Origin of the sequence: Nostoc sp. (genome assembly GCF_036917395.1) — a bacterium.
GTDB lineage: Bacteria > Cyanobacteriota > Cyanobacteriia > Cyanobacteriales > Nostocaceae > Nostoc.
In genome coordinates, this window is the sequence record NZ_JBALDI010000051.1 from 1 (window position 1) to 12,010 (window position 12,010).

Below are 12,010 nucleotides of genomic sequence, written 5' to 3' on the forward strand. Positions count from 1 at the left end.
TATTTCGGCGAACTCATTTGTTATTTCGGCGAACTCATTTGTTATTTCGGCGAACTCATTTGTTATTTCGGCGAACTCATTTGTTATTTCGGCGAACTCATTTGTTATTTTGGCATCTCCATGACGCACCCTACGAAACAACTAGAATTGAAACCTATGCTGGTCATACTTGTGTGTACACCGTAGCTCTGACTTGGAGAGGGACAGGTTTTGCGTAGTAAAACCTCCTAGAGGTCTTTTGATTTGACTAACTAGGCGGACACCATTTGACCCAATACTGCGTAGGTTTTGCCTAAAAAATCACTCTGGTGTAGGTTGGGGAGCCAGTGCGTTGGGCGGCTCTGCCGACTTGTACCCCTGCTCTTAAGCAAGCTACGCGCAGCGTCTCCCCTTCTCACATTGGGAGAGGCTAACGCCTGCCGTAGGATGCCCAAAGGGCTGTAGGGAGAAGCAACTGGCGTTTGAGGAACGTAGCAAGATCCCGCAGGGTAACCCAACATTTTCATGGCTTTGTTGGGTTTCACGACCTTCAACCCAACCTACAAATCTTCTTAACCGAGCAGTATTGCCATCTGACCCGTCGAACTCACGTTTTACTCAAATGGAATACCAGATAATTTAAATTTTTCTCATCCCTTGTGTCAAGCCTAATTGCAGATTGCTACTAGACTGGTCTAGCTACTCCCAGTAACCCCAAAAATCTTGATGCGCGACGTTAGAACTAAGCTTTTTTTGAGCAATCATCTGTTGTTTTTCAAGCAACCAGGTATTTAATTTATCCTGCAAAGTTGCTTCTTCAATAATTTCTGGAATCGATTCTTCCATAAACCCTAAGATGAACTCAAGAAAGACAGGATCGCTGTTACTGATTTGCCACGGACTTTCTCCTTGTAATACCTTCATGCCAATACCCTTCATTGCTTCCCACATAAAGGAACCGCACTCAGGGCCCATCCCCCTGCCGAAGTCTTGATGGCGCTGCATATGGTGATGGTAGTATTTAATAAAGTCCGAATCGTTCTCGGTTTGAGGAATAAAATTCATGCCAGTATAGTTAATAGTAGCTAGCATCGGCAATTGGTACTTTTTTAAACATTCGAGTAGTGTCTGAAACTGCTTTTCGCTAAACAAATCGAACACTGCATTGGCGACAGCTAAATCGAAAGTATTTAAATCTATCAGATTTTCCAGATCCAAAATAGAGCCGACAATTCTGTGGATGGTAATTTTATGAACTTGATTTTTCAAGACCAATCTTGAGTTTTGCAATTGTGACTCATATCCATTTTCCTGCGCCCAGATGATTAGCTTCTCAACAGCGATTTCCAAAAGTTCTTCATTTTGTTCGACTAGAAACCACTCCTGATCCTGGGAAATTTTACTAAGGTAGTAGCGACAGTTAGCTCCCGTACCTGCTCCTAAATCAACGATTTTAAGGCTTTTGCGCTTTTTCAGGTATTGTTGGCAGCTATCTTCCACAATTGAGTCACGCCCCTTGGCATCATAGGGGATGCGTAATTCCAGCCATTGGGCTAATTTATAGTTTTTAGTCATAGGGTATCGAGAGTAAGCAGAGAACGTGCATAGACATCACCGGAGTTTACATTCACAGGTAGGCTTTTGAGTTGAGTGATCATTTCGTCAGAATTAAGCCAGTTAGCTGACTGCAATCGATACGATTCGCCGAACTTTGCCGGTTTCCAGTTGAACTCATAAGGTCCCAAATGGTTCAATTGTTCAATGCAGGCCAGAGCAATGTTTATTGCACTCGGAGTGTATTCAAATGAAAGAGCACGAATAGGTTGCGACAAGCCACGCAAAACTTCGAGTTCGTTACCCTCAACGTCAATCTTGCAAAAAGCGGGCTTACCATACTGGGTGATGAGGCTATCAAGGGTTGTTACCGAAACAGACACAGTTGTATCCCAACGCACATGAGCGAAAGAGTCAACCTGTTGAACAGCTTGCATCCAATCACGGGAGAGGGTGGTTACAGTTGGGGTACGTCGGCTCACCAACAATGTTTGCGTCCCAGGAACCACGCCAACAGCTTGTTCAACCAGGGTAATCTGGGAATGATCACCGTACCAGCTTTTCAACAGTTGCATACACTGAGGTTGAGGCTCGATGCCGACAACGTGGGCACCAAGACGAGATAAGGCAAGAAGATGATTGCCAACATGGGCACCGATGTCAAAACAAAGATCGCCTGGTTGGACAAACAGTGAATAAAAGTGTGACAACTGACGGATGCGAAAGGGAATACCGTAGTACATTAATAATGAGCGAAGAATCCCTACCTGCTGCCAGAAAGAGGACATATTAATTGTTTCCTAATGATTTAGTAGTTCTAGTCATTGAGCAAATATTAGGATTTTTAGTAATTAGTCATTTGTAAATACTTGGAAAAAATCTCTATAAGTTTGATTCCAATCGTTAAAGGATAGGTTCACAGCACGATTTAAAGCTTCTTTCCGTAACTGATTAAGTTCATTAGGATCTGTAAGCAACCTTTTGAGTGCCATGAAAAATTGTTCCTGCTTACCTAGCTCAATCACTATCCCATTGACTCCATCCTCAATCCAGTCACCAATTGCTCCAGTTGCATAAGCTAATACTGGTAGTCCGTGAGCAACTGCTTCAGCACTGGCCATAGAATAACTTTCATAGGTAGATGGGGAGATATAAAGATCGGACAGGGACAACAGCTCCAACATAGTCTTCTGAGGAACACGGCCATGGACAATGACGGCATCTTCCAGTCGCGCACGCTTGATTAACGCCAGAGTCTTGTCTTTGTAGGCTTCTTCTTCGCAATCACCAACCAAATGCAGCCTAAAATTCTTTGTTTTCATCTGGGCTAACATTTCCACTAATTCAAGTTGGCCTTTGCGTCGATAGAAGGTTCCTATGGTAATTAGAGTTATCTGCTCATTTTCCGATCGCTCTTTAAGATTAGGCAGGCAAGCTTGAGCCTGATCGATACCTGGTGATGCTACCACGATTTTATCTGTTTCTATGCCACCATTTAAGATATAATTCCGCAGTTGGAAACTAGGAACGATAATACCCTTCATAGCTTTTAACCACTGCGCTTCATCACTCCAGAGCGCTTTCTTTTCCTGAGTCGAGTAGTAGGTATTCAATGACTCAAGATGGTGGAGCATGAGGTAAGTCCGTTGAGCATAGGGAAGAAATTCTTTTAAGGAAGCATTGAACTCAGGAATTGTCAAGTAGAGTGCGTCAATTACAAGGCTACAATTAGAGGGCAAAGCACTCAAATGTTCAAGAAGCCCAGAAACAGATCCATTTAAGGGATAAAAAAAATTCTCTCCTTTGCCTTCCTCCTCCAAGCGCTTGACAATTTCTAAATTGTAGAGCGAGCCTCCTGATGTGAAACTTAGTTTAGGCTGAATAAAATAGATCATATTCAGTTCATACCTCAGCTTCATAGCTTCCCCAAGCGATATGACTTTCCTCCAGAGTGACTTTGAGAGAGCCTTTGAAAAAAGAACTGACCTGTTTGCTAATTTGCTGGTGAATATAATAAGCCATGTGTTCCGTCGTTGTATTTATCCCCTTAAATTGTTCAAGAGTATCCAGATTTTGGTAATTTAACGGTTCTAGAACTTCTTTGAGAATTGCGATCGCCTGACCGATATCAATTACTAAGCCATCTTTATCCAACTGAGGTACTTTGAATTCAGCCGTAACTATATAGGTTGCTCCGTGCAGCTTTTGAGCAGGGCCAAAAATTTCCCCTTGGAAGCTATGGGCAATCATAATGTGGTCTTTTACTGCAACAGAAAACATGATTTTTAATACTCAATTAATGGTGAAACTGGATGCACTTGACGCTGATATAACTGTGACATAAATTGTGGCAAGTCTTTAAAAGAAATCACAGGTTCCAAGAGAATATCTACAGTTGCATCTGCAAGCAAGCTCAAAACCCGTTCTTTGCGCTGGCGATAGTCAATTAGCTTTCGCATCGGTTTGGCGATCGCAGAAACTTGAGAAGCGATAATTTGTTTGCGTTGGTAATGAAATGAACCCCCTAATTGCAAGGAAACTGATTGTGTTCCGTACCAACTCAGTTCGATACAGCGACCTTCAAAAGCTAGAGCATTAATCGCACTTTGAAGTCCAGAAGAAGAAGCGCTGGTATGAAAAACGATATTGTAATCGCTTTCTTTATAGTCGGTTGTTAAACGGGAATTTTGCAGCCAAGGTAGTTGTTCTAAATATTGAATTCGCTGCTTATCCTGTTCTAAAAAGTCTGCCCCAATACCATACTCTTTGCTGAGGACAAAGCTAATGAGAATACCGATAATGCCTGCACCAACAATTAGGATGCGATCGCCCTGATTAACTTCGGCATCCCAAACGGCATTCAAGGCTGTTTCCGTGTTAGGAATTAAAGTCGCCCGTTTGCTAGGTAACCAATCTGGTAACTCTAAAGCATCAGAACTCTCGACGACGACTCTCGATTGGTGGGGATGCATGACAAAAAATCGTTTCCCCTGATTGTCACCTTCATCAGCTTGACCGACAAGACTGTAACCGTACTTTAAAGGCAAGGCAAAACTGCCTTGCATATACCAACAGCGCATTGTTTCCCAGCACTCTTGGGGGACTTTTGCTAGACCTATCAGCCGTTCTGTACCCGGACTAATCCCACTGTAAAGCGTGTCCAAAAACAGAGGATCTTTAAGGGACGGCGTGACTGAAGTTTCTCTAATTTCACCCTTGCTAGGAGAGACTAACCAGTAGGCATAAGCTGGAGAATTTGTAGACATCTTTAAAGCTGTTGTACATTTTAATTGCGTAGTCTTAAGCAAAAGCACAAACAATTCATCTCTTTGACTTCCTGATCAGCCTCAACGAGCAAATTAAATGTGTGACTGCTTATCTTGGAGCAATTCCACCAGAATTTCTCCATCGAGATCGAAGTGTTTCATTTTAAAGCGAAGTCCTTCGTCGATCGAGTCTATAACTGGAAGGGTGAAACTCGACCGTCCAGAACCTAAAATCAAAGGAGAAAAATGGAGATGCAGTAGCTCTATGCAATTAGCTTGTAAGAAATAGGATACGGTTTGTCCTCCACCTTCCAAAAAAATAGTTGAAATGCCATTTTCGTATAAAACCTTTAAAATTTCAGAGGGAGCTAAAACGGGTCTTTCTTGAGAATCTTTTGTTGAAGAGATCGGAAGCTCCAAAATTTTTTCTTTAGCTGCTTGTGGTAGTACTCGATCGTGCTTTTCTTGAGGACATAACACAATCACTTTTTCATGAAGCGCCATCATCTGCAAATCATCAAGCCTCAAATCGTTTTGACCTTCTATAATCACAGGAGTTGGATGCTTACCAGGTACTAAACGAACCGTTAACTTAGGGTTGTCAAGTGTTGCCGTTACTGCCCCTACCATGACGGCATCATGAAGGGCACGCAGACGATGGGCATGTTTCAAGTTAGCCTCGTTACTGAGCCACTGAGAGTTTCCATTGACTGCCGCAATTTTGCCGTCAAGAGATTGTGCCAAGTGAGCCATCAGAAAAGGACGCTTTTCTAGGTAAGCTTCTCTTTGAGCAACTAAGAGCCTTATATATAAGGAAAAAGTTTGCCATCCATTGCTGCTCCACATTCCTTTAAAACATTGGGCATCTTGCACGATATCGCTTTTAAAAGGGGAGCCGCTTTTGAATACGATGGCAGATTGTACTTGAGAAAATAGTTGATTTACAAAATTCAAGTTTTGACAGAAATCATTTGGAAAATCGATAATAATCAAGAAATCACTTTCTGGAATATTGGCTATCTTTTCGTTAGAAAGTTTTTGGAAACTCCACGGACTTTTTGCATTCCCAAAAAAAGCCCAATATTCATTAAGTTGGGGAGGTTCATTTTTCATTACCTCCTTGCATTCTAGTAATGCTGACCAAATATCTTCTAAGTATTCATCAATTTTCAATGCATTTATTGCTTGAGCTTGTCGGTGTTTTACTTTTAGAAGATGCCCCAACTTCTTTGCCTTTGTCGTCAAATAATTTAAATTGTAGTCATTGGGTTCAATCGCTAAAGGAATACGTTCAACTACCTCAATACCGTAGTTTTGTAAACGAGCAATTTTGCGAGGATTATTAGTAATCAAGCGAATTTGATTCACCCCTAAATTCTTAAGTATTTGCGCCGCCATGCTGTAGTCACGGAGGTCAGCAGAGAATCCTAGACGTTCATTTGCTTCGACTGTATCCAATCCCAAATCTTGCAAAGAATAAGCTTTCACCTTATTCAACAGACCAATACCTCTTCCCTCTTGCGCCAAATAAATTATCACCCCTTGACCTGCTTTATCAATCATCCTTAGTGCTATTTGCAACTGCATTCCACAATCACAGCGCAGAGAACCCAAGGCATCCCCCGTTAAGCATTCTGAGTGTATTCTTACCATTACCGAGTTGTCGAACTTTGTCGGTTCACCCTTGACGATCGCAACGTTTTCTGAGTTGTCCAGAGTATTACGGTAGCCATAAATTTTGAACTGACCAAATTCGCTGGGTAATTTGGCGATCGCTACAGTTTCTGCAAATGTACTTTCGGTAATTGGTTTTAGGTCGCTCATAATTTATGACAATATTTTGGTGTTTAGATTAACTAGCTGGAGCGCTACATTGCATTGAGCAGCACATCAACTTCTTAATTTACCATTCCACTCATTTCTGACAACACAACCCCCTCTTTTGCATCCTCACTACTGGCAATCTTGTTGGCAATTAATAGCTCAAAATCCGTAATTCAAGTCACTGCTGATAATAGCAGAATATAACCCCAATACAAAATTTAAGCATTCCGGCTAAGAGGATGTTTTAAAAGTATCTTTTGCTCTCATTGTTAACACTGCATAGGATCTCAGCATATGGCTAAAATCTTGATTTTTTGTCGGAGTTAACCCAGTTAGAACGGAAAATTTATACCTTCTTTGACTTTTAAAACATCCTCTAGAGACAGAACACCTGCTAGCCATAATTCCTGACAAGCGATCCGCCTAGCTTGGTCTATATTCTTCGCCCCAAAAGCTTCGGCTACCAGAGCTCCTCCTGCTGTGAGAATACCATATTCCATAGATAAGCAAAAAGATTAACGATATTTTTTTTAATGACCAAAATCTGCATATTATCTCATTATTTGTGTATAAATTATCAAATTTTCTCTGTCATATTTATTCATATGACAGGTTGTCATATATGCACAAGATGTGGATATGATGTCACTTGTTAGATAAATGAGAGAGACACAGCAGGGTATCTGACCGTAACTTAATAATATTTGAATAGTGAACTCACGCGATGTGCAACTTATTCTTAGAACCCCGCTTCCATTCCTCTCTCCCACTTCTGAGAGGCTTTGATTCTTGCTCCCCAACGCTACAAGGGTTGGGGTTGGGGAGCCACTCTAGGGACAAATATCACTAACACCAAGGATATTGAATTAAAACAGACAAATAAATTAAAGACTGCGATTATTCTCTAAAACAGGACTTACGCAAAATCATGAAAAAACGAACCGCAAGGGACGCATAGACACGTTCGCGCAGCGTCTCGTAGAGAAGTGGCTTCCCGAAGGGTAGGACACAAAGGAATAAGGTTTCAGAGAGTTATTGCGTAAGTCTTATAAAATATACTATCTCTGTTAAAGAGCAAGATTAACTTTCAGCCCTGCGTTCAAACAAGAGTATAAAGTTAAGGCAGATAGGATTATCAATTTTAAGGTAATTCTCAGCAGAAATTAATTTAATTACTAGTAAATGCATTTATATTATTAGAGAAAAATTTGTGTAATTAAAAGGGCGATGAAATAAAATATTTAGCAATCTTCTTGGAATCGCTACCTTTTTCACTGTAGGTATGCAACAGAGGTAAGTTAAAATCAGCTATAACTAAAGATGTAGCGGTTGAAAGTAACTTTACATTTAGCAGTCTGATTTTATTGATCAAGCCTTCTTAAACACCTAAAAAGCAACCAGAACAGTGAAGCAAATCATAAAAGTTTGGATAAATATAGACCCATTTTCCTTACAGTCACGCCTCACGGTTGGTATTGCAGCATTTTCAGCTTTGGTATTAGGTAGCCTCGCTACATGGACTAGTTGGAAAATGCAGCAAATTTTAGTTGATAGTCATAAGTATAATATAGAGCAAATCGCCAAGCGCTTGCCACAAGATGTGCAAATTTATAGTGAAATGATGCAACCTGAAACTGGATTGCAAAGAGCTATTAATAATTTGGCAAATACCAATACATTATTATGGCTAAAAAGTCCTGATAATAAAATTTTAGTAAAATCTGCCACTTTAAATTTGTTATCTGATACTACGGTAGCTGAGTTAATGTCCCTGACTAAAATGCCGATTAAACCACAAGTTTACAAAGTAAACCAAAGCTACTTTATTTTATGCGGTAGTTCTGTGCAAGTGCAGGGTAAGTTGCTCGGTGAGTTATTTGTAGTCAAGGATATTACCCGCGAACAGAGAATGTTTGTAGTAATGGTGCAGAGTTTAGGTATTACTAGTGTTTTAGCAATTATTGTTTTAACTGCTGCGATCGCATTTTATATTAAGCGTTCTCTGCAACCTCTGCGCCAGCTAAATCAAATGGCTTCTGTGATTTCCGTTGAAGATTTAGGACAAGCACAGCTATATCTTGATAATGCACCCAGTGAAGTTAAAGAATTAGCTCAAACTTTAACTATGCTGTTATCGCGTCTTTCCCAATCATGGGAACAAGAGCGAGAATTTGTGAGTAATGTTTCTCACGAATTACGTACACCCTTGACAATTGTACATGGTTATTTGCAAAGCGTCTTGCGAAGGCAGAATAACTTAACCCAAACCCAACAAGAAGCTTTAGAAACTGCAGCATCGGAAGCTGATCGCACTATCCGTCTACTACAAGATTTACTTGATTTAGCACGAGCAGATAGTGGTTACTTATATTTTCAAATGAAATCTTATGTGCTGAATGACTTAGTTGAAGAAGTTGTGATGATGGCAGAAATTTATAGCGATCGCATAATTACAACCGAGTCAAAATCTTATCCAATTGAGATAAAAGCAGACTACAGTCGCCTGAAACAAGTATTATTAAATTTGATTGATAATGCTGTTAAGTATTCTGAAGCTGATTTACCCATAATTTTAAAATTGAATCAACTTCAAGATAAGGCGATTATTCAAGTTTGTGACAGAGGTTATGGAATTCCTTTGCAACAGCAAGCACGGATATTTGAGAGATTTTACCGCGTAGATGAATCCCGCTCTCATACTACTGGGGGTTGTGGTTTGGGTTTATCTATTGTCAAGACACTTGTAGAAGGTATGGGGGGTAGTGTAAGTGTGCAATCAAAGTTAGGGGAAGGGAGTATGTTTACAATCAGTTTACCTACATATAAGAGTTCCATCTGACTTGGTAAAGAAATTCTTAGGTCTTGCAGTATTAAATGTTTTGCTTGCAGACATAGTGCAGATGACAGATAAATTTAAGCATCGGGCAATTAATTTGGAAGTTGTTCCGTTTCCTGTGAGAATAAAGGCAGAGTGGAATCAACTCATACAGCTATTAAGCCATTTAATTAGTAATGCAGTTAAATACTCGTATGTGGGTGATCTAGTTACCTTGCAACTCACTCAGGCTAATGGTTGGGCAATCATTCAAGTTAGCGACAAGGGTGATGGCATTCCCTTGTCGCAGCAGTTCCGCATTTTTGAACCCTTGTACCAAGTTGACCCTTCCTGCGCTCGTGCGACTGGCAAACCAGGCTTAGGTTTATCTATTGTGAAACACCTAGCCGAAGGTATGGGAGGCAAAGTTGCCATCCTTTCAGAGCCAGGTGGTAGCACTTTTATTCTCACATTACCTGCTTTAGGAGCAAAAATATGACAGCACATATCCTTTTGGTGGAAGATGAAGTCAAACTGGCGCGATTTGTAGAATTAGAACTTTGTAGCGAAGGATATCAGGTAAGTGTAGCCCATGATGGTATTGCTGGTCTAACCCTGGCGCGAGACTCATCGCCAGATTTAGCGATTCTGGATTGGATGCTACCAGGGCTGACAGGTTTAGAAATTTGCCGCCGTTTGCGAGCAACAGGCAGTACAATACCAGTGATTTTGTTGACAGCAAAAGATGAAGTGAGCGATCGCGTCGCAGGTTTAGATGCGGGAGCCGATGATTATGTAGTTAAGCCCTTCAGCATTGAAGAACTACTAGCTAGAATTCGCGCCCATCTCCGCCGCACACAAGAAACAGACGAGGATTTGTTGCAATTTGAAGATTTAAGCTTAAATCGCCGCACCCGTGAAGTTTTTCGGGTGAAACGAAGCATTGAGTTAACAGCAAAAGAGTTTGACTTATTAGAATATCTTCTCTCACATCCCCGTCAGGTGTTTACTAGAGAGCAAATTCTAGAGAAGGTTTGGGGTTATGACTTCATGGGTGATTCTAATATTATTGAGGTTTATATTCGTTATTTGCGACTCAAGTTGGAAGAAAATAATGAAAAGCGTTTGATTCATACAGTCCGTGGCGTAGGTTATGCATTACGGGAGCGATCGCAATGACTTAGTGATTTCGACAATGCTATTAATACTCAGTTTCGCGTGAAATACCGCGCATAGGATAACTTCTACGGTTTTTCTGGTTACAAAACTGAATATGAAAGGGATATTCCCAACGAACTTGTGACTCGTGACTACAACCGTTTTACTTTAGCTTTAGGCAAGCTCAAAATTCATAACGAAACTTTACTTACGCTTTCGTGTCAACGTTGATATTGAAGTTGTGGCAACTCGTTCTTTGGGAATACGTTCTGCAAAGCAAACAAACTATTAGCTGGCAGGGTACAATCCACAAGCCTAATAAAATTTAGGAAGATTTTTTCCCATCTGAAACCATTTGTGAGAGAATATAAGCTGCAAAATCTAGTAACTGATCCAGTAAAAAGCCAATGATACCGATGTAGAGGATCACCTGGATTATGTAATCGGCATTGCCAGCTTTATAAGCATCCCAGAGGGTAAAACCAAGTCCTTTTGGCCCTGTTAACATTTCTGTAGCAATAACTATAAACCAGGCTACCCAAATGCTAACTTTCAAAGCATGAAATATATGAAATATAGCTACTCGAAAGTTATTGTTCTGTCTATGAAAATGTTGCATACCTATTGCCGTATTAATAATCATCGTCCAGAGAGTTCCCAGAAAAACTACTATAATAGCAGCTGATTCTTTCTCTGGAAGCGCTATTAAGGCAAGAGGTAATAAGGCTATAGGAGGGATACTATGTGGTATCTGAAATATCAGCCTAAATAGCTGATAAATCATGCTATTGATGCCGATTAAATACCCGATGAAACTACCCAATACAACGGCTGGAATATAACCCACAAATAACCGTTGCAGGCTAGCTAAAATGTCTAAAAACATATTATTTTTCTGCCTCAGTTCTTATAGCAAACATTTGGAAAATACTGCGGCAACAACACAAAATAGCGAATAGAAAAGTGATTTTAATTGCACTTCCTCTTTTCTCATACCAATTCTGTATGAAAATGCGCCTATCAGACTTACACAAAACAACACCCTGTAGAGTCAACTAATGAATTGCCCCTACGTGAATAAAGCACAACCTTACATAGAATTAGTATGACGACAAGATTTCCTAAATCCTCTCCTCCTTGGCTGTTACTCAAAAAAATTAGGTGTTTTTACAATGTGATAGTAGTAGTACACAGAAAAGGTAAAAGTTGGCTTGACTAAACCTTATCAGAAAAAAAAATCCTGATTAGTAAATTAAATACAATTTCCAGATTTGACTTGTTTGATGATTAAGCTAAGTATGAACATGTAAAATTTTTAATAGCAAATAACTTGCAAAACTTGTTATTAATAATACAGATAATAAATATAATCAGAAGTATAAAGGATGAAATTTATTATTTGGTTTTCATCCTT

At 40.1% G+C, this 12,010-nt stretch carries 12 protein-coding genes and 1 pseudogene; 3 read left to right on the forward strand and 10 right to left on the reverse strand.

Annotation, left to right across the window (positions count from 1 at the left end):
- Positions 1-251 precede the first annotated feature (251 nt).
- From V7K46_RS18240 to V7K46_RS18275, 9 genes and pseudogenes are all read right to left on the reverse strand, one after another.
- On the reverse strand, positions 252-524 hold the full coding sequence (locus V7K46_RS18240; RefSeq protein WP_335115514.1) for a hypothetical protein: 273 nt from the start codon (positions 522-524) through the stop codon (positions 252-254).
- 154 nt (positions 525-678) lie between these two features.
- Complete coding sequence (locus V7K46_RS18245; protein WP_335115516.1) at positions 679-1,554, reverse strand: class I SAM-dependent methyltransferase; 876 nt, start codon at positions 1,552-1,554, stop codon at positions 679-681.
- On the reverse strand, positions 1,551-2,321 hold the full coding sequence (locus V7K46_RS18250; RefSeq protein WP_335115518.1) for an FkbM family methyltransferase: 771 nt from the start codon (positions 2,319-2,321) through the stop codon (positions 1,551-1,553). Before V7K46_RS18250 ends, V7K46_RS18245 begins: the two co-directional genes overlap by 4 nt.
- A gap of 63 nt (positions 2,322-2,384) precedes the next feature.
- Positions 2,385-3,428, reverse strand: coding sequence for a glycosyltransferase family 4 protein (locus tag V7K46_RS18255; RefSeq protein ID WP_335115520.1), 1,044 nt, complete (start codon positions 3,426-3,428; stop codon positions 2,385-2,387).
- A gap of 7 nt (positions 3,429-3,435) precedes the next feature.
- The gene (locus V7K46_RS18260) at positions 3,436-3,813 is read right to left on the reverse strand and encodes a 6-pyruvoyl trahydropterin synthase family protein (protein ID WP_335115522.1); all 378 of its coding nucleotides are present in this window, start codon (positions 3,811-3,813) and stop codon (positions 3,436-3,438) included.
- A 5-nt stretch (positions 3,814-3,818) separates the two neighbouring features.
- Positions 3,819-4,799, reverse strand: a complete 981-nt coding sequence (locus V7K46_RS18265; protein WP_335115524.1) for a zinc-dependent alcohol dehydrogenase — start codon at positions 4,797-4,799, stop codon at positions 3,819-3,821.
- 93 nt (positions 4,800-4,892) lie between these two features.
- Positions 4,893-5,912, reverse strand: a complete 1,020-nt coding sequence (locus V7K46_RS32095; RefSeq protein ID WP_442939851.1) for a RibD family protein — start codon at positions 5,910-5,912, stop codon at positions 4,893-4,895.
- 95 nt (positions 5,913-6,007) lie between these two features.
- Positions 6,008-6,572: pseudogene (ribA, locus tag V7K46_RS32100) on the reverse strand (GTP cyclohydrolase II); the annotation flags it as partial.
- A gap of 383 nt (positions 6,573-6,955) precedes the next feature.
- Positions 6,956-7,123, reverse strand: coding sequence for a hypothetical protein (locus V7K46_RS18275; protein ID WP_335115528.1), 168 nt, complete (start codon positions 7,121-7,123; stop codon positions 6,956-6,958).
- A gap of 905 nt (positions 7,124-8,028) precedes the next feature.
- Here V7K46_RS18275 and V7K46_RS18280 point away from each other — a divergent pair.
- From V7K46_RS18280 to V7K46_RS18290, 3 genes are all read left to right on the forward strand, one after another.
- Positions 8,029-9,462, forward strand: coding sequence for a sensor histidine kinase (locus V7K46_RS18280; protein ID WP_335115530.1), 1,434 nt, complete (start codon positions 8,029-8,031; stop codon positions 9,460-9,462).
- 61 nt (positions 9,463-9,523) lie between these two features.
- Positions 9,524-9,937 carry a sensor histidine kinase gene (locus tag V7K46_RS18285; protein WP_335115532.1) on the forward strand — a complete coding sequence of 138 codons (414 nt, stop codon included), beginning with the start codon at positions 9,524-9,526 and terminating at the stop codon, positions 9,935-9,937.
- Positions 9,934-10,617, forward strand: coding sequence for a response regulator transcription factor (locus tag V7K46_RS18290; RefSeq protein WP_335115534.1), 684 nt, complete (start codon positions 9,934-9,936; stop codon positions 10,615-10,617). Before V7K46_RS18285 ends, V7K46_RS18290 begins: the two co-directional genes overlap by 4 nt.
- 304 nt (positions 10,618-10,921) lie before the next feature.
- Here the strand turns inward: V7K46_RS18290 and V7K46_RS18300 are convergent, their stop codons facing one another.
- Positions 10,922-11,482: a nitrate transporter gene (locus V7K46_RS18300; protein ID WP_273765293.1), complete on the reverse strand. Its 561-nt coding sequence runs from the start codon at positions 11,480-11,482 to the stop codon at positions 10,922-10,924.
- Positions 11,483-12,010 lie beyond the last annotated feature (528 nt).

Excerpts from the sequence above, each read along its gene's own strand:
- V7K46_RS18250 (WP_335115518.1), bottom strand. The coding sequence starts at position 2,321 with ATGTCCTCTTTCTGGCAGCAGGTAGGGATTCTTCGCTCATTATTAATG.
- V7K46_RS18300 (WP_273765293.1), bottom strand. The coding sequence starts at position 11,482 with ATGTTTTTAGACATTTTAGCTAGCCTGCAACGGTTATTTGTGGGTTAT.
- V7K46_RS18285 (WP_335115532.1), top strand. The coding sequence starts at position 9,524 with ATGACAGATAAATTTAAGCATCGGGCAATTAATTTGGAAGTTGTTCCG.
- V7K46_RS18290 (WP_335115534.1), top strand. The coding sequence starts at position 9,934 with ATGACAGCACATATCCTTTTGGTGGAAGATGAAGTCAAACTGGCGCGA.
- V7K46_RS18255 (WP_335115520.1), bottom strand. The coding sequence starts at position 3,428 with ATGATCTATTTTATTCAGCCTAAACTAAGTTTCACATCAGGAGGCTCG.
- V7K46_RS32095 (WP_442939851.1), bottom strand. The coding sequence starts at position 5,912 with ATGAAAAATGAACCTCCCCAACTTAATGAATATTGGGCTTTTTTTGGG.
- V7K46_RS18275 (WP_335115528.1), bottom strand. The coding sequence starts at position 7,123 with ATGGAATATGGTATTCTCACAGCAGGAGGAGCTCTGGTAGCCGAAGCT.
- V7K46_RS18260 (WP_335115522.1), bottom strand. The coding sequence starts at position 3,813 with ATGTTTTCTGTTGCAGTAAAAGACCACATTATGATTGCCCATAGCTTC.
- V7K46_RS18265 (WP_335115524.1), bottom strand. The coding sequence starts at position 4,799 with ATGTCTACAAATTCTCCAGCTTATGCCTACTGGTTAGTCTCTCCTAGC.
- V7K46_RS18245 (WP_335115516.1), bottom strand. The coding sequence starts at position 1,554 with ATGACTAAAAACTATAAATTAGCCCAATGGCTGGAATTACGCATCCCC.